The 20,050-nt window shown below is 36.0% G+C and carries 24 protein-coding genes, 1 other RNA gene and 1 riboswitch; of the genes, 6 read left to right on the top strand and 19 right to left on the bottom strand.

Translation table 11 applies throughout. From position 1 onward, the window contains the following. Positions 1-42: 42 nt before the first annotated feature. The 8 genes from CD138_RS03150 to CD138_RS03115 form a co-directional block, all read right to left on the bottom strand. Complete coding sequence (locus CD138_RS03150; protein ID WP_026066881.1) at positions 43-861, bottom strand: MetQ/NlpA family ABC transporter substrate-binding protein; 819 nt, start codon at positions 859-861, stop codon at positions 43-45. A 133-nt stretch (positions 862-994) separates the two neighbouring features. Next, entirely contained in the window at positions 995-1,816 is an 822-nt protein-coding gene (locus CD138_RS03145; protein WP_019168940.1) for a MetQ/NlpA family ABC transporter substrate-binding protein, read from the bottom strand. Positions 1,817-1,835: 19 nt separating this feature from the next. Continuing rightward, positions 1,836-2,531, bottom strand: a complete 696-nt coding sequence (locus tag CD138_RS03140; protein WP_019168941.1) for a methionine ABC transporter permease — start codon at positions 2,529-2,531, stop codon at positions 1,836-1,838. Further along, positions 2,524-3,552: a methionine ABC transporter ATP-binding protein gene (locus CD138_RS03135; protein ID WP_019168942.1), complete on the bottom strand. Its 1,029-nt coding sequence runs from the start codon at positions 3,550-3,552 to the stop codon at positions 2,524-2,526. Before CD138_RS03135 ends, CD138_RS03140 begins: the two co-directional genes overlap by 8 nt. A gap of 94 nt (positions 3,553-3,646) precedes the next feature. Further along, positions 3,647-3,756: riboswitch (SAM riboswitch) on the bottom strand. Positions 3,757-3,793: 37 nt separating this feature from the next. Continuing rightward, complete coding sequence (locus CD138_RS03130) at positions 3,794-4,114, bottom strand: thioredoxin family protein (RefSeq protein WP_019168943.1); 321 nt, start codon at positions 4,112-4,114, stop codon at positions 3,794-3,796. Beyond that, complete coding sequence (locus tag CD138_RS03125) at positions 4,077-4,472, bottom strand: toprim domain-containing protein (RefSeq protein ID WP_019168944.1); 396 nt, start codon at positions 4,470-4,472, stop codon at positions 4,077-4,079. Before CD138_RS03125 ends, CD138_RS03130 begins: the two co-directional genes overlap by 38 nt. 78 nt (positions 4,473-4,550) lie before the next feature. After that, positions 4,551-4,931, bottom strand: coding sequence for a glycine cleavage system protein GcvH (gene gcvH, locus CD138_RS03120; RefSeq protein ID WP_019168945.1), 381 nt, complete (start codon positions 4,929-4,931; stop codon positions 4,551-4,553). 73 nt (positions 4,932-5,004) lie between these two features. Then, entirely contained in the window at positions 5,005-5,361 is a 357-nt protein-coding gene (locus CD138_RS03115) for an arsenate reductase family protein (protein WP_019168946.1), read from the bottom strand. Between the two features lie 250 nt (positions 5,362-5,611). On the opposite strand from CD138_RS03115, the gene CD138_RS03110 reads away from it, so the two are divergent. Continuing rightward, the gene (locus CD138_RS03110) at positions 5,612-5,932 is read left to right on the top strand and encodes a thioredoxin family protein (RefSeq protein WP_019168947.1); all 321 of its coding nucleotides are present in this window, start codon (positions 5,612-5,614) and stop codon (positions 5,930-5,932) included. Between the two features lie 140 nt (positions 5,933-6,072). Here the strand turns inward: CD138_RS03110 and CD138_RS03105 are convergent, their stop codons facing one another. Genes CD138_RS03105 through CD138_RS03095 form a run of 3 tightly spaced genes read right to left on the bottom strand, consistent with a single transcriptional unit; the run spans position 6,073 to position 8,422 of the window. Beyond that, a complete protein-coding gene (locus CD138_RS03105; RefSeq protein ID WP_019168948.1) occupies positions 6,073-6,618 on the bottom strand; it encodes a nitroreductase family protein in 546 nt (181 codons plus the stop codon). A 53-nt stretch (positions 6,619-6,671) separates the two neighbouring features. Next, a complete protein-coding gene (aroD, locus tag CD138_RS03100) occupies positions 6,672-7,397 on the bottom strand; it encodes a type I 3-dehydroquinate dehydratase (protein ID WP_019168949.1) in 726 nt (241 codons plus the stop codon). A 20-nt stretch (positions 7,398-7,417) separates the two neighbouring features. Next, positions 7,418-8,422: a D-2-hydroxyacid dehydrogenase gene (locus tag CD138_RS03095; protein ID WP_019168950.1), complete on the bottom strand. Its 1,005-nt coding sequence runs from the start codon at positions 8,420-8,422 to the stop codon at positions 7,418-7,420. 146 nt (positions 8,423-8,568) lie between these two features. Between CD138_RS03095 and CD138_RS03090 the strand changes: the two genes are divergently transcribed. The 3 genes from CD138_RS03090 (at position 8,569) to CD138_RS03080 (ending at position 10,274) form a co-directional block, all read left to right on the top strand. Further along, positions 8,569-8,988 (top strand): Ohr family peroxiredoxin, encoded by a 420-nt coding sequence (locus tag CD138_RS03090; protein ID WP_019168951.1) that lies wholly within the window; start codon positions 8,569-8,571, stop codon positions 8,986-8,988. 415 nt (positions 8,989-9,403) lie between these two features. Beyond that, complete coding sequence (locus CD138_RS03085) at positions 9,404-9,892, top strand: GNAT family N-acetyltransferase (RefSeq protein ID WP_019168952.1); 489 nt, start codon at positions 9,404-9,406, stop codon at positions 9,890-9,892. A 10-nt stretch (positions 9,893-9,902) separates the two neighbouring features. Beyond that, positions 9,903-10,274, top strand: a complete 372-nt coding sequence (locus CD138_RS03080; RefSeq protein ID WP_019168953.1) for a DUF1722 domain-containing protein — start codon at positions 9,903-9,905, stop codon at positions 10,272-10,274. Between the two features lie 82 nt (positions 10,275-10,356). On the opposite strand, the gene CD138_RS03075 is transcribed toward CD138_RS03080, so the two are convergent. After that, positions 10,357-11,553, bottom strand: coding sequence for a serine hydrolase domain-containing protein (locus CD138_RS03075; RefSeq protein ID WP_026066882.1), 1,197 nt, complete (start codon positions 11,551-11,553; stop codon positions 10,357-10,359). 781 nt (positions 11,554-12,334) lie between these two features. Between CD138_RS03075 and CD138_RS03070 the strand changes: the two genes are divergently transcribed. Continuing rightward, positions 12,335-12,808 carry a DUF6978 family protein gene (locus CD138_RS03070; protein WP_019168954.1) on the top strand — a complete coding sequence of 158 codons (474 nt, stop codon included), beginning with the start codon at positions 12,335-12,337 and terminating at the stop codon, positions 12,806-12,808. A 4-nt stretch (positions 12,809-12,812) separates the two neighbouring features. Then, on the top strand, positions 12,813-13,604 hold the full coding sequence (locus tag CD138_RS03065) for a DUF1828 domain-containing protein (protein WP_019168955.1): 792 nt from the start codon (positions 12,813-12,815) through the stop codon (positions 13,602-13,604). Positions 13,605-13,730: 126 nt separating this feature from the next. On the opposite strand, the gene CD138_RS03060 is transcribed toward CD138_RS03065, so the two are convergent. The 7 genes from CD138_RS03060 to CD138_RS03030 form a co-directional block, all read right to left on the bottom strand. Further along, complete coding sequence (locus tag CD138_RS03060) at positions 13,731-14,528, bottom strand: exotoxin (protein ID WP_019168956.1); 798 nt, start codon at positions 14,526-14,528, stop codon at positions 13,731-13,733. A 514-nt stretch (positions 14,529-15,042) separates the two neighbouring features. Beyond that, positions 15,043-15,402, bottom strand: a transfer-messenger RNA (tmRNA) gene (ssrA, locus tag CD138_RS03055). 73 nt (positions 15,403-15,475) lie between these two features. After that, complete coding sequence (gene smpB / locus CD138_RS03050; protein ID WP_019168957.1) at positions 15,476-15,940, bottom strand: SsrA-binding protein SmpB; 465 nt, start codon at positions 15,938-15,940, stop codon at positions 15,476-15,478. A gap of 15 nt (positions 15,941-15,955) precedes the next feature. Continuing rightward, positions 15,956-18,316, bottom strand: a complete 2,361-nt coding sequence (rnr, locus tag CD138_RS03045) for a ribonuclease R (RefSeq protein ID WP_019168958.1) — start codon at positions 18,314-18,316, stop codon at positions 15,956-15,958. Positions 18,317-18,370: 54 nt separating this feature from the next. Beyond that, positions 18,371-19,111, bottom strand: a complete 741-nt coding sequence (locus CD138_RS03040) for an alpha/beta hydrolase (protein ID WP_019168959.1) — start codon at positions 19,109-19,111, stop codon at positions 18,371-18,373. A 98-nt stretch (positions 19,112-19,209) separates the two neighbouring features. Further along, a complete protein-coding gene (gene secG / locus CD138_RS03035; RefSeq protein ID WP_014614477.1) occupies positions 19,210-19,443 on the bottom strand; it encodes a preprotein translocase subunit SecG in 234 nt (77 codons plus the stop codon). Positions 19,444-19,511: 68 nt separating this feature from the next. Beyond that, entirely contained in the window at positions 19,512-19,979 is a 468-nt protein-coding gene (locus CD138_RS03030; protein WP_019168960.1) for a hypothetical protein, read from the bottom strand. Positions 19,980-20,050: the final 71 nt, after the last annotated feature.

Below are 20,050 nucleotides of genomic sequence, written 5' to 3'. Positions count from 1 at the left end.
TCTCAAACAAATATCAATGGTTGTCATCAAAACTCCCTAACATTACTTCGCAGGAATGACAGATCCATCAAACTCTTTATTTATATAATCACGTACTTCATCCGACTGTAACGCTTTCAATAATTCTTGATACTTCTCATCATTCTTATGTCCTTTTTGAACAGCCAAAATATTCGCAAACGGTGACGATTCATCTTCTACCGCAATTGAATCTTTCAGCGGCTTCAAACCATTATCGATTGCGTAGTTGGAGTTCATGATCACCGCATCACCTTCACCATTATTGTATGTTTTTGGTAAAAATTCTGCCCCTTGTTGGTTATCGAACTCAAGATTCTTCTTATTTTCCACAATGTCATCTAATTTTGCATCTTCAATTTTCACGCCATCTTTAATCTTAATCAATCCCTCTTTAACGAAAAATGATAAGAAACGGCCTTCTTCAGCTGGATTATTTGAAATGTAAATTTTAGCGCCATCTGGTAAATCTTTTAAACTTTTATGTTTTTTACTATATACTGCCATTGGTGTCGTTAAGACTTTCCCGACTTCTTCAATTTCATAGCCGTGTGATTTTTGCTCTGCTTTTAAATATGGAACGTGTTGGAACATGTTCGCGTCAACATCACCTTTGTCTAACAACTTATTCGGAATTTTATAGTCATTGACCTCACGAACTTCAACATCATATCCTTTTTCTTTCATAATTTCAGCTGCCTTTTTCACCACTTGACCGTGCGGTGTAGGTGTTGCTGCAACAACGATTTTTTTACTATCACTGTCGTTACTTCCTTTACCACATGTTGCCAAAACAAGCACTAATGCCACAATTGCAGTTAACAATACAGATAATTTTTTCATATGTATCATGCGCTCCCCTCATATTGATTGTTTGTGATAATGAATATGGTGTGATAGTAAAGCTTTTTAATGCTTTGTCCTAATCACACCACATCATATTTTCATTTCAAATCATATGGTAGTGTGATTCGCCTTATTCTGCAGGTAATACCGCACCATCATATTTTTTCTTAATGAAGTCTTTAATCTCTTTAGAATGTAACACTTCCATTAAAGCTTTGATTTTTTCATCGTCTTTATGGCCCTCTTTAACAGCGATTAAGTTGGCATAAGGGTTGTCTTCACCTTTTTCAACAGCAATCGAATCTTTTTGAGGGTTTAATTTTTGTTCAATCGCAAAGTTAGAGTTGATAATTACTGCATCACCTTCATCATTTTGGAATGTTTTTGGTAAAAATTCTGCAGCTTGTTTATTATTGAACTTAATGTCTTTTTTGTTTTCTACAATGTCGTCAAATGTTGCATTTTGGATTTTAACGCCATCTTTAATTTTAATTAAACCTTCGTCTACAAAGAATTTCAAGAAACGACCTTGTTCAGCTGGGTTGTTAGAAACAAAAATTTCTGCACCATTTGGTAAATCTTTTAAGCTTTTGTGTTTATGCGAGTATACAGCCATTGGTTCGATGTGAACGTCCCCTGCTGACTCAATTTTGTAACCTTTTTCTTTTTTCTCAGTGTCTAAATAAGGTGTATGTTGGAAGAAGTTTGCATCTAATTCTCCAGCATCTAATAATTTGTTTGGTGTTGTGTAATCGTTAATTGTTTTAATTTCTAACTCGTAACCTTTATCCTTCAATAATGGTTTCGCTTGTTCTAAAATTTCTGCATGTGGTGCGGGTGAGGCACCAACAACAATTTTCTTATCATCTTTCTTATCTGCTGACTGATTACCACACGCTGCAAGTCCAATGGCTAAAGCTAAAATAACAATAATTGATAAAATCCTTTTCATTCCACATTCTCCTTAATCATTAACGTTTATCAATTCTATTTGTAATCCAATCTCCAAGAAATTGAATTAAAAATACTAAAATTAAGATTAAAATCGTTGAAACTAAAATCACGTCATTTTGGTTACGCGTAAAACCTGTGAGATAGGCAAGATTACCTAATCCTCCAGCACCAATCACGCCGGCCACTGCTGTTGAACCGACTAACGCAATAGCTGTCACAGTAATACCTGAAATGAGTGCCGGCAATGACTCTGGAATTAACACTTTAAGTACGATATTCCAAGTTGTTGCCCCCATTGAACGTGCTGCTTCGATCACACCTTTATCAATTTCTTTCAATGCAATCTCCACTAAACGACCGTAGAATGGTGAAGCACCGATGATCAAGGCAGGTAAGGCACCTGTTGGACCACTAATTGTACCGAGTAGCAAACTTGTGAATGGAATTAAGAGCAAGATTAAAATGATGAATGGAATCGCTCTGAATAGGTTCACAACAAACGATACAATATTGTAAAATACGCGTCCGATTTTCGACTCACTTTTAGATGTTAAAAACAAGATGACACCTAAAATCAATCCCAAAACGAATGAAAACGCTGTTGAAATAATGGTCATATACAATGTTTCATACGTGGCTTCCCACACATCTGGCCAGCGTACATTCGGCATTGTTATCATTTCTTGTAAGATTTCGTTAAAACTTTTACCCATGACTGACCACCTCTAACTCAACGTTTTGCGCTTTTAACTCTGCTTGAATCTGGTCAAAGTTAATACTCGAAAACTGTTCAATATGCACTAATAAATAACCTAATGTGCCGTTTTTGGAATGCTTGATATTACCTTCTAAAATGTTCAATGAAATCCCATGTGTCTGTGTTAAGTGTGACACAACAGGATGTGTCGTATTTTCACCTGAGAAGATCAGCTTAACCAATACTTCATCCTTACCTAATTTAAAAGTTTGCGCTAAATCTTCACTGTCATCACTTGGTTTCAAATCATCTTGAACGAATCGGCGTGTCACTTGATGTTGTGGATGCTCGAAAATATGCGACACTTTGCCCTCTTCAATAACACGACCATTTTCCATGACTGCCACTTCATCACAAATACGACGAATGACATGCATTTCATGCGTAATCATAATAATCGTTAAATTTTTCTCATTTTTGAGTTGTAGTAATAAATCCAAAATTTCATCGGTAGTTTGTGGATCTAGCGCACTTGTTGCCTCGTCACATAACAATACTTCTGGATCGTTAGCAAGTGCACGCGCAATGCCTACACGTTGCTTTTGTCCGCCTGAAAGTTCAGATGGATACGCATGTTCTCGCCCTTGTAGCCCTACACGAGACACTAATTCTAATGCTTGTGCTTTTGCTTGGCTTTTAGGAACTCCCGCAATTTCAAGTGGAAAAATGATATTGTCTAGTACAGTTCTTGACCACAATAAATTGAAATGTTGGAAAATCATACTGATTTTTTGACGCTTTTGACGTAATTCGGCTGGACTTAATTGTCCGATATTGTCACCACCGATAATCACTTCCCCTGACGTCGGTTTTTCTAAATGATTAAATAAACGAACTAAAGTACTTTTACCTGCACCTGAAAAACCAATGATGCCATAAATCTTGCCTTTCCCAATTTCAAGGTTGACACCATCTACAGCAGTAACAGATTTCGACTTACTTTCGTACTTTTTCACTATATTTTTAAGTGTGATCATACTGTTCCTCCCCTGTGTTGCTACTTTAAAAATTTCGAAAAAAAATGCTTTCCCTTTTAAAGAAAAAAGAGAAAGCATAAATATGGACGCTTTTCTCTCATCTTCAAAAGTAAATGATTACTTTATGTGAATTGGCACCATTTCTATCATATAGACGGTTGCCGGGCTTCGTAGGGCACATCCCTCCACCACTCTGGATAAGAGTTTTCTGACTATTCGATTGATTATTATCATATCATCGTCATTCACTATCGTCAATGACTTTTTTTAATTTTTCTAACAAATACGGTACGGAATGAAATGCATAGAGTCGCTCTACTTCTTGATCGTAGCGCATGAGTATTAAAATAGGGACCGATTGAATTTCTTTTTCCTGGCTCCACTCAGGATGATAGTTCAAGTCTAGCTTGACAATCGGTAACTGGGTGATTTCATTCGCGATATCTAGCATGCGCTCTGACATTTTACATGTGCCACACATCGGCGTATAACCAAAAATCAGATGCACGCTTTGATCAAAATGCTCAGATATATTGTTCAATTGCTTTGAAACACTCTTCATATGAATACTTCCCTTTTACATAAAAGTCTTGCTTCACTTTAAAGTCAAAATGCTGCAATACATTTGAGAGGTAATCGCGTGGACAACGGGCAACTTCACTATATTTTGTATCTATAAAAATATCAGTACTTTCACTCAAATATGTCGTAAACCATTTGCGAATGCGACGACCTTCTGCATCAGCATCTACTAAAATGTAGACTTGCTTATCATACAAATATTCAATCATATTGTCTAACTTTTCGATTCCCATCGTGCCATGGGTACAAATGATTTCGACAGGTTCTATCAACACCTCTTGGACACGTTTTTTATCAGATTTGCCTTCAACAACAATAGCCTTATGGATCATCGTCATGGTCTTCACCTTCTAAAAAATATTTGAGTATAAAAAACTCCTCGATAATCAAATTACCTAGGAGTTCTCATTTTGATATTATTCGCCAATCATTTTTTCGTAACCTGCAGCATCTAATAATGCATCAAGTTCACTTTCATCTTTCAGTTCAACTTTAACCATCCAAGCTTCCTCATATGGTGATTCATTGACTGCTTCTGGTGCGTCTTCTAAGTTTTCATTGACTGCAACAACTTTACCAGAAACTGGGGAATATAATTCAGAAACTGTTTTAACAGATTCTACACTACCAAAAGTTTCACCTTCTGATACTTCATCGTCTACTTCTGGAAGCTCAACGAAAACGATGTCACCTAATTCGCTTTGTGCAAAGTCAGTAATACCAATAATTGCAGTATTTCCTTCAACTTTTACCCATTCATGTTCTTTTGAATATTTTAATCCACTTGGCACTGCCACTTGAATCCCCTCCTATTTAATGATTACGGTTACAAGTTAATCATGACACATTGAAACGGTTCAATCAACTATTTTATGACACCCAAATGTCACGATATTCAGCTTCTTTAAAACCAACTGTTACCGTATCACCCGAAACCGCAAGTGGTCTTTTCACTAACATGCCGTCAGATGCGAGTAATTCTAACTTTTCTTCATCACTCATATCTCCTAACTTATCTTTTAAGTTCAGTTCTCTATATTTGGCACCATGTGTGTTGAAAAATTTTTTAATATCTATATCTGATTTCTCAATGATTTGACGAAATTCTTCTTTCGTTGGTGTGTGTTGTGTGATATCGATCGGTTCAAAGCTCACGCCATTATCTGATAAAAACTTGGCCGCTTTTTTACAAGTTGTGCAGTTTGGATATTGATAAAATTTAATCATGGTTCAACCTCCTCGTTCAAATTAATATAAATATAACAAATTATTATTTAAAATGCTTGTTTTTTTGCATGCAAACTTCAACATATACAACTTTTGCACTATAACAATTAAATAGCGACAAATCGATTTACATGACTACGATTACTTTTTTTAGTAACTTCCAAAATCTATTCAACAATTTGCACGGGTGACTTCTTGTATAAAATTCGTTATAATATCGTTACTTATGAATTAAAAGGAGAGGTCTAACATGCAAAGTATTACAACTATGGATTCATTCAATCAAGTGATTCAAAGTAACGAACCTGTCATTATTAAATTCGAAGCAGGTTGGTGCCCTGACTGTAGAGCGATGGATATGTGGATTGACCCTATCGTTGAAAAATACAACCAATACAAATGGTATGCAGTCAATCGTGATGAATTAGAAGATGCGGCAACACAATATGAAGTGATGGGCATTCCAAGTCTATTAATTTTCCAAAATGGTGAGAAACTGCATCATTTACATTCTGCAAATGCCAAATCACCTGAACAAGTTGAAAGTTATTTGGCTGAAAGTTTAGGCTAAGTTTCAGATGATCGCTATAAGTCCATAAAAAGGAAGAGGCCTGGGAAACTCAATTGTCCTGGCCCTCTTCCTTTTTAGTATTAAACGCATGACTCTGATTGAAGATGCAGCTTCAACCCTATATAGTGATACAATCCCCTTTAAAACTCTGTGATCATCGCAGTATTTTTACGCGGCACTTTACGAAAGTCTTCTTCATCCTCTAAATCTGTTAAATACAAAAAGCCGATTAACTTTTCGTCTGGTCCAACGCCAAATGCCGTACGCACTTTAGGTTTGAAAATATATTCTGGTGTTTTCCAACATGTGCCAATACCTTTTTCATACAGCAATAGGAGCAGATTTTGCGCAAATGCTCCGACTGCAAGATAGTTTTCATTTTCTTCGCGTTGTCTTGCATCGCACTTCATCACAATTGCTAAAAACCCACCTAAATTCGTTACCGCATCGTAATGACTTTGTTGTTTTTCTTGATCTCTTGGAAAGGCGTAACGTGATATTTCACGACTCATCTCACCAAGTTTATGCTTAGGAACATAAACCACACGCCAAGGTTCTCGCATACCGTGATTCGGTGCGTCTGCCGCTTCATAAATCGCTTCTTTTAAAGCCGACTCATCTATTTGCATATCTCTTTTGAACTTCTTAATACTTCTTCTTGATTTAATCGCTTCTTGAAGTTCCATCCTATCTACCCCTCTATCATTGATAACCATTATCAATTATAAACGACAGTATTTTAACTTTCAAATATACTGTATAGCGGCATCACTTGTGCTAACGTTTGGACATGGAGTTGACCTGGTGCGACACTGTCAGATAAAGCACCATAGGACAACGCGCCACCGAAAGTGTTTTGTGCTGTTCTAGATATCAGTCCGAGTTGTCCCATTGAAATACCTGTCACCCATTGTTGTAATGCTTCATTTGCCTCACTTAATGCTTGTAACAATGTTAAAACGTCCTGCTGCGTGTGAGGCATCACCGCAATTTTTAAATGATTGGCACCCAGTTTCGACATATGATAGTACGTCTTCTTCAGCACCTCTATGGTAGGTGTCATTTCAAAATTATGATAAGAAGCAATGGACACTTTTCCACCTTGATGAATCGCTTCAACGACTTGACGACGTTCCTCTTGATTGGGTTCCCATTCAATATCAATAAAATCAACTTTGTCTAATGTAGCGAGCTGACGCAATAACTGTAAATAGTCATCCGGCGACAATGCACCCTTTCCTCCTTGTTGAGATGTTCGATACGTCACAAGCAACTCAAATGTAACCGGAAGTGCGACAATTTGTTCAACCATCTCTTTAATCGTAGTCATTTCACATTGGGGTAAACCATCAATGCGTAACTCTAGAATATCGAAATCATTCGCGTAACGTTCGATATGATGCAACTCTTCAGACGTTAATGTATCATTTGAAGGCATTAAACTCGCAACGATTTGTGTTTTCAATTCTGTTTCACCTTTTCTCTTTATGGATTAACAATATTTTCAGCTTGTCGAGTACGAATAAACGATAAAACATCATCTAATGGAATGTCGACTAAGTTTTTGACAGCCTCATCAGTATAAAATGCGACATGTGGTGAGAGCAATACTTTTTCATGATTCAAAAGTGTTTTTAAAGTCTCATCTTCTAATTCGCGTCCATTCCAATCATGTCTAAAATATGCCCCTTCATTTTCATACGTATCAATCGCTGCGCCTGCTACATGACCCGTTTCTAAACTACGGATTAACGCTTTCGTATCCACGACACTTCCTCGTGCGGCATTAATCAATAACAATCCCGGTTTCGCTTGATTTAAAATGGCCTCATTAATTAAATATTGATTTTCTTTAGAACCAGGAATATGGAGTGTCAACACATCCACTTGTGAAATGAGTGTTTCAAGACTATCCACATATGTCACGACATCTTTTAATGCTTCATTCGGTGCAATATCATAAGCTAAAACTTCTGAACCAAACCCTTTAAATATTTTAGCTGCACGCCTTCCAATTCGTCCTGTGCCTAACACACCAATTTTTAATGATTCCACCGTACGTCCTTGTAAATTCAAATTCCACGTAAAATCATTTTGAGCCATATTTCGGTCGATTTGTTCTGTATGTCTCACGAGTTCTAACGTACGTGTCACAGCGAATTCAGCAATCGATTGAGGTGAATAACTAGGTACATTACTAATTTTAACATTTTCAAGATTTGCCGCCTCTAAATCAAACTGATCATACCCCGCTGAACGTTGCGCAATATGAAAGATTCCATTTTCTGCTAGTACTTTATAAAATCCGCTGTCGAATTGGGTCGTTTGTGAAATAGTAATACCATCTACATCCGCCAATTGCTCCAAATGTGACGCATCTAACTGCGATTCAATCAGTTCGACCTCAACTTCATCTTGATGTGCTGTTTTCCATTGTTCTAAAGCTGGTAACTCATCTTCCCTTACATCAAACACTAAAATTTTTGTCATGATTGATTCCTCCCACTATAAATATCAGTTAATTCTGAATAAAATAACTATAGCTTATTCTGTTTATCTTGAAAAGGTGTGATGATTAAAAATGATGGCATCGGGTAAATGATAGTAACAATGATAAAAACAAGGAGGCATTCAAGATGGGTATCATTTATCAAACAACTGCAACTAACACGGGCGGACGTAAAGGACACGTTCAAACAGATGACAATAAATTAGAGTTTAAACTAGCGCCACCAGATAATGCTAAAGCAGATGAAACAAATCCTGAGCAACTCTTTGCGACAGGTTATGCGTCATGCTTTAATGGAGCATTTGATTTAATATTAAAACGTAATGGTTTTCGTAAAGCCGAACCCGTTGTTGACTTAACAGTGAAATTAATGGACGACCCTAACTCTGAAAGTCCTATGTTAGGTGTCGATATTCAAGCAACAGTTAAAAATATGTCTCAAGAAGATGCAGAGAAGTGTTTAGAGGAAGCGCATGCATTTTGTCCGTATTCAAAAGCAACTCAAGGTAATATTGAATTTAGTATGAATGTCACAGTTGAAGATTAATTCATTTGTTTATCTATTCATAAATGGTTGTTGCCCTATGTCTATTTTTACGAGACATGAATGTTTTTGAACATTGAGGCTCGGTCAACAATTCAAAGCGCCATGCTACTTTTATAGTGGTACGGCGCTTTTTTATCTACTGAATGATCAAGCACGTTGTATCCTCCTTTTGTTGATGCCATATCAAATATAGTTCGCGCAACTAGGTCGAATCGTTAATTTCACTTACTTATGAACATATAAAAAGACCTACACGCCTATCATATATCTCTTTATTTCAATAGTGATAAAAAGCATAATTTTTATAAATGTATTTTTTGAATTCAGAAAATTCTTAAATAAAGTTGAATTCACAAATTTATTTGTTTATGATTAATAATGAGATATCGAATCAAACGATAACGGAGGTGACCCCATGATAAAAATATTGACGCGTAACGATTTGAGCCAATTTAAACAATTCATCGATAACGTTCAACTGGTCGAAACAAATCCTAACAATTATGAAATTGAACTGACACCTCAAGATATCGATTTATTATTTCACCCTGATAATGAAGACCGTGCAACACTATTCGGGGCATTTCAAGCTGATCAATTAGTAGGCTTTATACAACTCAACTACAATTTACAACTTACGAAACGCCATAAAGCATTAATCGAATATTTATATGTCGTACCTCAATATAGAAATGATGGCATTGACCAACAATTATTAGAGTGCCTCGTTCCCCACGCTAAAGAGAATGGTGTTGAAATCCTCTTCATTTCTGTCGCATCAAACAACATTGCTGCAAAAATTTTTTACGATAACTTTGGCTTCGAATTTTTAGCTTTAGAAGAAAACGCGCGTAAAGTAAATGGTCACTATATTGGGGATCATTGGCTCATATATCATACATAAGAGGTGCCAAATGAAAGAAACGACAAAAATTCAACTTGCTTGGCGCTATCAAAAATACAACGTCATGATGCGCAACTATAAAGACTATCAAGCCGTCCAAACATTGATCAAACAAGGCGCCTCTTACAAAATGATTGAATCAGCCATTCAAGAAATATTAATAAGGCCAATTGAACATTCCGCATTTATCAATACGTTCCAACATTTATGGGGTTATTTCAAAAAAATCGCTACATCATCAGAAAAAGAAAGATATATTACCTTACTCAAGCAACTCGACAATCAAACCATTTCATACGACACATGCATTCAATTGATCCAGCAGCTCACTCTGAAATATGAACAACCTTATTTACTACAAAGTGCTATCATGGCTGATTAACAAAAAACGCAACGAACCTTTGATGTTGAGGTTCATTGCGTTTGGATACAGTTGCTTTATGGTGCTTTCGGCGCAGTCACTGTCACACCAGGATGTTGATGATTTTGTGCTGCTTTAAAATGTCAAAATAAATATGTTTAATGCGTTCTTCATTGTTGTTCGGTTTAGGTTGATCGTAATTGGTACCTAATACAATAATATATTTGTCATTGTAATACGTCGTAAATATATGACCGAAGAAGATACCATTAATACGGTTAAAATCATTATAGACATAAAAACCGTAACGATATTTTTCAGGATAACGCACCGTCAATAACTCGTGTAAATAGGGTACAGTGACTTTTTCAGGAAACACACGATTCGTCTGCAACTTTCTTACTAACACGCCCATATCATGCGCTGACATATACAAATTCCCCGCACCATAATACTGACTCAAATATTTTGGTTTACGATAAACTACATTTTGTGTTTTATTATCAAATCGATACCCTTTTGCCATATCGCCTTGATACCGTTCGTCATCGAAAAACGCTGAATGCATCAGTCGAAACGGATTCGCAATATAATGATAGTAATTCTGTGTATAAGATTGCCCTGTTACATTTTCGATAACCTTTGCGAGCACCAGATAATTGGCGTCATTGTATAAATGTTTATGATAAAATTGAGGGTCGATCCCTCGTGTTTCAATCGCTTTAACCGCACTATCTAAATCTGAAACATCATCTAAACCTGTGTATTTATACAAACCACTTTGATGTCTCAGTAAATCTCGAATTGTAATCTCTTGCGGTAATTGAAAATCAGGAATGTATTTGGTTACCGAATCTTCTACATGGATTTTATTTTCAAGTTCTAACTTTTTAACCATCATCCCTGTTAAAAATTTTTGCGCAGAGCCGATTAAATAAACTGTATTCGGACTATTTTTCTTTTTATTTTCAAAATCTTGATAACCATAGCCTTTATCCATTTTTAACTTGCCATCTTCAAACACGGCTATCGTTCCATTGAATTGCACACTTTCTAAGTATTGATCAATCGATTGGTATACAGGATTTTGTTGATCAACCACCGTCTTAAGCGGTTGAATCTCCTCTGTTTTCTCAGGCGTATGTTGCTTTTGATGCTCAGCCCGATCCTGTAGCGTGAATTGATCCTCTTCACTCAAAAGTTTAAACTGATGATATAAATAAAAACCACTAACGAAAATGACAATAATAGTGACACTTATGATGAAATAAGTAAGTCGTGATGTTTTTCTTTTCTTCACATTTGTTCTACTCCTCTATCATTCTCCACCTTTACCTATCCATTAACTTAAACATTAACGACTAAAGGTATCATCAAATTAGGAGAATTGAAGTGTTAATATAATACTTCGCTGCTTCATGTTTTGTCTTTACAGTGACACATTTGCGCAATTGTATTGTATAAAGTGTACCATGAAATATATCCATTTTAAAAATGATATTATCGTTTTATTGTGTCATGCTATTGTGAAAATATAAACTTATGATGTTATATGATCAATCATTCATCCTACCAATTCAGACATACCATCATCATTTAAGCAATACATTGACAGATTGGGTTTCTACAAGACAACTTTTTTGTGCCCTAACATTAATTCAAGTTCTATATTTGAATCATCAATCACGAACACTTGTTAACATTTCAATATCATGCTAAAGATTACTAAACATCTCGACATTGTAAAAATGAAATATAAGGATAACTGCTCTAATATGGGACGACTTAACGTATACCGATCACATTAAAAGTTGTCACGTTACGACTTGCAAATTAACAAAGCGCACTATATGATTTATATAAATATCTAAATCCATTTTGTCTTCCCTTTAATAATTCTGTATTTCACTTATGTCATTCATCTCCCTTTACTACTTTTTAAAACCCTTTATCCATATCATAATGATCAGTCGTACATTCATTTTCTTTAAGCATAATTCATTAGAGCATTTTTAATGTTAATTCAGAAAGCAATATCATGAGATAAACTATCATAATCATTTAATAAAGGAGTAGATGTGATGGAAATAAAATTAACTGATAATGATGTTGATTATTTATTAGCTTTATGTAAAGAAGTTTTACAGCAATATAATATTCAATTGGAAGAAACATGTAAGGGCTCTATAAAGATTACATCCACAAATTTAGAAAAATCATTTATCTTAAACTATTTTGTTAGACCAGGGAAAATCACATTAAACTTTAGAGAGACGGAATCCAATCTATGCTTGATACGTATTAACTTAAATGATGGATTTCATAAAAACTCAAATAATGAAATAGTCAGAGGAAACAGAATAAACATTTTTTCTGAGGAAGAATACATAAAGAAAAATGATGGCTCTACTTACATGAGAGCTTATGCCCTACCTTATAAAATTTTTGAAGATAATTACGATTTTGTTAAGCAATTGTTTACATTACTAGAATATACAAAAACACAACACAATGATAATATTAACATTGAAACGAATCTATTTTTAAGGTGGTGATACTATGTTTGAAAATGAAATTAAATCTATTAGCGAAGAATATTTCAACTATTTAAAGAAGGAATCAAGGTTTCTGCCTTTAGAAAATGAAACAATCGAATTTTATTCGCCTATAGTTGATTTTTTTGGAGATTCTATATCTGTAAACATATCATTTACTGGAAGTCAGTATAAATTAACAGATCATGGGGAAACATTATGGAACATGGAACAATTCGGTATAGATTTAATCCGTCATAAACAACAAAAAAAGTATCAATTCCTAAAAAATATTATGGACAATAATGGTTTGGTTTTAGAAAACGACACATTAACTCTGTACACAAGCAGAAAAAATTTACCTCAAGCCATACACGAATATATTTTAACGATATCAGAAATTAGTAATTTAGCTATTTTAAAAAAAGAAAATATCAAGTCGATGTTTAGAGATGAAGTCATAGGATATTTTTTAAAAAATCGTGACCTCTATCCCAACATTTTTCCTAAATTCAAAATAGAAGGAAAGTCTAAGTTAATGCATAACTTTGATGCAGTATTTCCAGGTCCTACCACTGAGTATGTTAAAGCGATTAAACATATTAACACGAATACTGCTAAAAACGCGCTTTTTGATTGGGACGATGTCGAAGCATATAGAAACCAAACTTATGATGCAAACGCGAGGCTCAATATCATTATTGAAAATGAAGATGATATGAGTGATGCTGTGTCGACCATGTTATCTCAATATAATGTGAGGGTATTGTCATTCAATCATAAAGAAGAATTGGTACGAAAGTTTAGCACTGTATAAAAGGGTACATCATTGTATCCTTTTTATTTTTTTGATTTTTAACAAAAGAAATGGCATTATTCAATTAAAAAGCAAGCACCGAAATGCCTGCTCTCAAAATTCACATATTTAGATGAGGTTTCATTGCTATCTGTTTTTCGTTAAGTGTACTTCTATTTTTACACATCTAGAATCAACAGTTTTGTTATCACGATACATTAATAAATACTTAGATTGATCAAACTTATCACCAGGTGGCGGCATCATATCATACCAGAACGTATCGCCACCATATTCAACGAACTTAATATAGGCTGTTTCATACGGTGATCCTCCAAATTCATAGAGTTTGAGCTTACTAACTAAAAATTGTCTCGCTTTTACGTCAAGTTCTTGTGCGGTTACAATTTTCTTGTCGGTTTGTACATTAAAGGTGATGGTATGTTGACCATTTTCGAAAACTCGTATATAAATCGTCTGTGAATGACCTTTACCAAGATGGTTACCTTGATATGCTGTTAGGCCACCATACATGCACGTTTTACCTCTATTTGCCGCGTCCTCTTTTGCTGTTCCTGAGAAATAACAGTTCGCATAATAATTCGTACCAAATATATCTACGCGTTGATTTTTGTATTTTTCAGCTAATTTTTTATTTATCAATTCTGTTTTGACTTGTTCCTGATTTTGCGATTGCGTATCTTTTATATCAAAAATTAAATCATGTCCTAAAAAGCTATCGACGGATTTAACATTTTGTACTGATATAGAGTGACCTTCATACAAAAATTTCATATTTTCCATTAATCCTGTGAATTTGCTTGATTTATTCAGTTGATCTGGTGTTGGGTCTGGCATATGAATTGCTAAAGCGGTAGAACATGAAATCATGCATAAGATTATAATGCTACACAATAAACTGATGACCAATTGTTTCTTGTTCATACTTTTCTCCTCCATCCAAACGCCCCAAGAATAGCTATATACACTTATAGTATAATAATAAAATTATATAAACAATCGACAATCTATTCCCGAATATGGAGAAGTAAATATCTAACTCCCTTACACTCATCCCGTTCGCCGCCTACTACATTGGCTTGACACCGTTTCTAGACATACATGTTACATTTTCGCATCATTGGTCATATTCACAAAATTAAATCTTAATCTTTAAAATAGAAGACAATGATTTACACAAACAAAAAAGCAAGGCCGATGTGTTAGAGTGATATACTCTTGACACATATTTGACACTTGCTTATAAGAAACGTTGTTATATCAATGATTTAATCCCAATATAATAGAGAGGGTCAACACTTTGGTCAACGTATATTTTTTTGACCATAAAATGACCAAAATAGCAGTAAACAAATATTAACGAAAAACAAGAAAAATTCCTGTAAACATTGAAATATCAACGCTTACAGGAATTTATTAAACATGAATATTCTCTAAAAAATGGAGATGGCGGGATTTGAACCCGCGTCCAAAGGTCCTGATACAAATGTTTCTACGTGTGTAGTCTATCGTTAAAATTCACATCATGCAAGGCGATAGACAGCCAACATGATGCTAGTTTGATTCATCTCTTCTCGTCAGACTTCAAACGGCAGTGACGAGCGTATCCTACTCAAGTTGAATCACGTTAACAGCACATAGGCGATGCTGTTAGGTGATGCAGAGTGCGCTTAGGCAGCTACTGCGAAGTTATTGTTAGTTTTGCCAGTTATTATAAACTGATGTGTTGATGACGAAGACAACCCTCCGACACGCTTCATGAGCTCGGGGGACCCCTGTCGAATCCATAAACATCCCCGTAGTATTAAATGTGCTTCCGTGATATGAAAGCACATTATATCATATCAAAAATTTACATTTTTCGCAAATCATTAATATTTTTGTTTCATTGCACGATCCATATCGCGTTTGACCGCTTTTTCTTTTAGAGATTGGCGTTTATCGTATTTTTTCTTACCGCGTGCAACACCTAGCAATACTTTACAGTTACCTTGCTTTAAGTACAATTTAAGCGGAACAATCGAATAACCAATCTCACGCGTACGCTCACCTAACTTCAAAATCTCACGTTTGTGTAGTAATAGTTTACGCACACGTAGCGGATCATGATTAAATCGGTTGCCCTCTTCATAAGGTGCAATATGCATATTGTGCAAAAAGATTTCGCCATGCTTTACTTGTGCATAACTATCTTTTAAGTTGGCACTTCCACGACGAATCGATTTGATTTCAGTCCCTTGTAACGCAATGCCCGCTTCAATCGTATCCTCGATGTTATAGTCATGGCGTGCTTTACGATTTTCTGCTAATGTGCCTTTTCCTGATTTTTTTGGCATTGGTTTCACCTCAAATTATTTTTTCTTTTTACGTGCCTTTTTCTTCACTTTTTTGCCTTTGTAAAATGGCTTATGTTGTGTGTTACCTGATTTTTCGCGCTGTCTTGCGTTTTTGCCTTTACGTGATTGACGCTTTTTCTTTTTATCTTTTTTCTCAAATTGATCGCCTTTTGTCTTGGCTTGAATCGTTTTGCCACGTGGCTCTCTTTCACGTTTCGAGCTCACATCAATAGGCATCCCAACAATTTGGAAATCAATTTGACGTTCATCCACATCAACGTGAATCACTTTGACATTCACGACATCACCAATGCGGTAAACTTTTGCTTTACGTTCACCAATCAATGCCATTTGACGCTCATCAAAATGGTAATAGTCATCTGACATATTTTGCATATTGACCATACCTTCAATCGTGTTTGGCAATTCTACAAACATACCGAAATTCGCAACAGAACTAATGACTCCTTCAAATTCATCACCAATATGCTGAATCATAAACTCTGCTTTTTTCAGTTCATCTGTATCACGTTCTGCATCAATCGCGCGACGTTCACGATTAGACGTGTGCTCAGCAATTTGTGGCAACTTTTCTTCCCATTCATGCATTGCACGGCCATCCATTGACTTTTCAATTAAATATTTACGCACTAAACGATGAACAATCAAATCAGGGTAACGACGAATCGGTGACGTAAAATGCGTATAATAATCTGCCGCTAAACCGAAATGACCTAAATTGTCAGCATCATAGCGTGCTTGTTGCATAGAACGTAACATCATCGTAGAAATGACCATGTCTTCTGGACGTCCTGCAATTTCTTCGTTAATGTGTTGCAACGTACTTGGATGAATATCTTCGCCTGTTCCTTTGACCATAATACCAAAATTCGTAATAAAATCGAAAAATTGGCGGAGACGTTCTGACTTCGGCTGTTCATGAATACGATAGATGAACGGCACTTCCATTTTATTGAAATGTTCAGCGACTGTTTCGTTTGCAATCAACATAAATGATTCGATTAAACGTTCACCTTCACCACGTTCACGCGTGACGACCTCTTTCGGAATACCTTCTTCGTTCACGATCACTTTCGCTTCTTTAATGTCAAAGTCAATTTCACCACGTTTTTTACGCATCGCAATCAATTGCTGTGACAACGTTTGTGCTAAATCTAACATTGGCACGATTTCTGGATATTGTGCTCTTGTCTCAGCATCTTGGTCCGTAATGATACGATTCACAGCGTCATATGTCATACGTGCGTTAGAATGAATGACACTTTCAAAAATCTCATGTTTCACGACTTGACCTTGTGCATTAATTTCCATGCGACAGCTCATCGCTAATCGGTCCACTTCAGGATTTAACGAACAGATGCCATTACTGAGTCGATGTGGAATCATTGGAATAACACGGTCAACTAAATAGACACTTGTTGCTCGGTCATATGCTTCACGGTCTAGCGCTGACCCTTCTGTGACATAATAGCTCACGTCCGCAATACTGACCGTTAATTCCGTGTTGCCATTGTCTAACTTTTTCACGGCGATGGCATCATCTAAATCTTTCGCATCTGCACCATCGATGGTAATTGTCAGTTCATCTCTTAAGTCACGACGCCCTTTAAGTTCATCGGGTTGAATCGTTTCAGGCACGTCTTCTGCTTCTTTCAATACATCATCTGGAAATTCAATTTCAATGCCGTGTTGGTAGATGATGGATAAAATATCAACACCCGGATCATTTTTATGACCTAAAATCGCTGAAACTTGACCCTCTGGACTGTTTGTACCATCTGAGTATTGCGTAATCTGTACCAATACTTTATGTCCATCAACAGCACCCAATTCTTGACCTTTAGGGACGAAGATATCTTGCATAATGCGTTTATCATCCGGCACAACGAAACCGAAGTGACGCGCTTCAGAATAAGTACCGACCACTTGTTTAATGGAGTGGGATTCGATTGCTTTTACTTCACCTTCAAATTTCCCTTTACGAAAATCACCACGAGACTTTTTCACTTCGACTAATACCACATCGCCATCCATCGCACGGTTAATTTTCGTTGGTGGGATAAAGATATCTTCCATTTCTTCATTTTCTGGGCGTAAAAAGGCAAATCCCTTTTTATTTTGGCTTAACGTCCCTCTCACTAAACCTGAATTTGTCTTCTGTTGTTGCTGCTTTTGATAACGGTCTTGTTTCGTACGCGTCACCATTCCTGTTTGTTCTAACTCTACCAAAATCTTGATAAGGTCACGAAATGAATCCGCACTACTGAGTCCTAATGCATCTTGGAAGTCAGAAACAGACATCGGTTCATAGTCTGCACTTTTGATAATTTTTGTAATCTCTTCTTTTAAATTCATTTTGCTCCTCCTTTCTTTTTATAAAATAGTTACTATAGACGTTCTAATGCCTATTTATTCAGACCAATCTAATGACTCTAAAAATTGATAAACATCTTCAAATACTGCTTCTTTTTCTTTATCGATAGTAATGACATGACCCGACTCTTTGTACCAAGAAATTCGTTTTTCATCTGACATCACTTCATCATATATGACATTAGCAGAATCTGGATTGATCATTTCATCATGTTCAGCTTGAATGACTAAAATCGGATCAATGACTTCATCCACACTGTCACGCACTTCTTGAATTGTTCCTTGCAACTCTTTCAACGTGTCAGTCGGATGAAACGCTGCCATCTCACGTTCAATCGTTTCGTCATCCTTACCTTCATATTTTTTAAATTGACGGGCATACTCTAACACACCTTCATACATTGTCCCTTCAGTTTTAATGTACATAGGTGAACACATCGTTATAATACCCTTTACAGTACGATTTAAGCTTAGTTTTAATGCAAAAACGCCACCTAATGATAGACCCGCAACGGCAATTTCGTCATAGCCTTGTTCCACTAAAAATTCATAACCATCGAGCACATCTTTATACCATACGTGGGGACTCGACTGTAAAATCTCTTCAGGTGGTGCGGCATGCCCTTCATAATGAGGTGCATATGACGTATATCCTTTCTTCTGTAAAAAACGCCCTAATTGTCTCACATCTGAACTGTTGCCAGTAAATCCATGTAATAATAATACTGCGCGTTTGCCTTCCTCAAAAAAGAAAGGTTTCGGTAATTGAATCTTCATCGGTAAACTCTCGTCCTTTCAATAACTCATACTTTCTATTCTATCGGTTTGATACGGCGTACACAAACAAAAAAGTCCGACTTTTCAACGGCCGGACTCTACATATTGAAGTAACTGATACCTAACATTAATACAAAGAAAATAATCGAAAGTACAATTGTCAATCTATGCAAAAATAAATCTACACCACGTTGTTTTTGTTTACCAAATAATTGTTCAGCACCACCACTAATGGCACCTGATAAACCGTTGCTTTTACCTTCTTGCAATAAAACAACAGTGATGAGCGCGATACAGTCAATAATGAGTAATACTACAAAAAAACTATGCATCAGACTGTCCTCCATTCATCATATACGAAAGCTATTTTATCATATATTCACACGATTCACAACAAGCTTTATCGATTAAACGTGGACTTGCGTTTGATACTCACCCGAATCATCATCACTGTCAGTACAAGTGATCCAATAATCACTACCGCGTATGGGATTAAACCGAAGAATCCTTTCACATGAAATATTGCTGAGTAAAGGACGGGTGGGTTCAGTAATGCGTTGAACATTTGCGAAACGAATACTGCTAACATAAACCACCATAAATACGGGTGTTGATTTTTTAACGCCACGACGCCCGCTGCATTCGCAAGTATGTATAGAATGCCGATATAGCGCAGACTGTTGTTGATCGCATTGATACTATTTTCAGTCGCTTTATTTCCCGAATGTTCAAGCATATAAGTCACCACTTGACCATCCACGATTAAGACTTGATGGATTACTAAACAAACGGCGAATAAAAACGACAGATAGGCAATTAACTTTCCTGTATGTTGGGCACGTAACTCCGTGTCTTGTAATTGTGGCATTGCTTTGCTCCTTCTTCATCATTTATGACTATTATAACAGTTTAAAACGATGAAAGAAAATCAATACTAAA

The sequence above is a fragment of the Staphylococcus intermedius NCTC 11048 genome (assembly GCF_002902385.1).
GTDB classification, from domain to species: domain Bacteria; phylum Bacillota; class Bacilli; order Staphylococcales; family Staphylococcaceae; genus Staphylococcus; species Staphylococcus intermedius.
Note: the sequence above shows the minus strand (reverse complement) of the source record. Positions and strands in the feature narration are given on the sequence as shown.

Coding starts and splice junctions, on each gene's coding strand:
- CD138_RS03150 (WP_026066881.1), bottom strand. CDS start 861: ATGAAAAAATTATCTGTATTGTTAACTGCAATTGTGGCATTAGTGCTT.
- CD138_RS03145 (WP_019168940.1), bottom strand. CDS start 1,816: ATGAAAAGGATTTTATCAATTATTGTTATTTTAGCTTTAGCCATTGGA.
- CD138_RS03140 (WP_019168941.1), bottom strand. CDS start 2,531: ATGGGTAAAAGTTTTAACGAAATCTTACAAGAAATGATAACAATGCCG.
- CD138_RS03135 (WP_019168942.1), bottom strand. CDS start 3,552: ATGATCACACTTAAAAATATAGTGAAAAAGTACGAAAGTAAGTCGAAA.
- CD138_RS03130 (WP_019168943.1), bottom strand. CDS start 4,114: ATGAAGAGTGTTTCAAAGCAATTGAACAATATATCTGAGCATTTTGAT.
- CD138_RS03125 (WP_019168944.1), bottom strand. CDS start 4,472: ATGACGATGATCCATAAGGCTATTGTTGTTGAAGGCAAATCTGATAAA.
- CD138_RS03115 (WP_019168946.1), bottom strand. CDS start 5,361: ATGATTAAATTTTATCAATATCCAAACTGCACAACTTGTAAAAAAGCG.
- CD138_RS03110 (WP_019168947.1), top strand. CDS start 5,612: ATGCAAAGTATTACAACTATGGATTCATTCAATCAAGTGATTCAAAGT.
- CD138_RS03105 (WP_019168948.1), bottom strand. CDS start 6,618: ATGGAACTTCAAGAAGCGATTAAATCAAGAAGAAGTATTAAGAAGTTC.
- CD138_RS03095 (WP_019168950.1), bottom strand. CDS start 8,422: ATGACAAAAATTTTAGTGTTTGATGTAAGGGAAGATGAGTTACCAGCT.
- CD138_RS03090 (WP_019168951.1), top strand. CDS start 8,569: ATGGGTATCATTTATCAAACAACTGCAACTAACACGGGCGGACGTAAA.
- CD138_RS03085 (WP_019168952.1), top strand. CDS start 9,404: ATGATAAAAATATTGACGCGTAACGATTTGAGCCAATTTAAACAATTC.
- CD138_RS03080 (WP_019168953.1), top strand. CDS start 9,903: ATGAAAGAAACGACAAAAATTCAACTTGCTTGGCGCTATCAAAAATAC.
- CD138_RS03070 (WP_019168954.1), top strand. CDS start 12,335: ATGGAAATAAAATTAACTGATAATGATGTTGATTATTTATTAGCTTTA.
- CD138_RS03065 (WP_019168955.1), top strand. CDS start 12,813: ATGTTTGAAAATGAAATTAAATCTATTAGCGAAGAATATTTCAACTAT.
- CD138_RS03060 (WP_019168956.1), bottom strand. CDS start 14,528: ATGAACAAGAAACAATTGGTCATCAGTTTATTGTGTAGCATTATAATC.
- smpB (WP_019168957.1), bottom strand. CDS start 15,940: ATGCCAAAAAAATCAGGAAAAGGCACATTAGCAGAAAATCGTAAAGCA.
- rnr (WP_019168958.1), bottom strand. CDS start 18,316: ATGAATTTAAAAGAAGAGATTACAAAAATTATCAAAAGTGCAGACTAT.
- CD138_RS03040 (WP_019168959.1), bottom strand. CDS start 19,111: ATGAAGATTCAATTACCGAAACCTTTCTTTTTTGAGGAAGGCAAACGC.
- secG (WP_014614477.1), bottom strand. CDS start 19,443: ATGCATAGTTTTTTTGTAGTATTACTCATTATTGACTGTATCGCGCTC.
- CD138_RS03030 (WP_019168960.1), bottom strand. CDS start 19,979: ATGCCACAATTACAAGACACGGAGTTACGTGCCCAACATACAGGAAAG.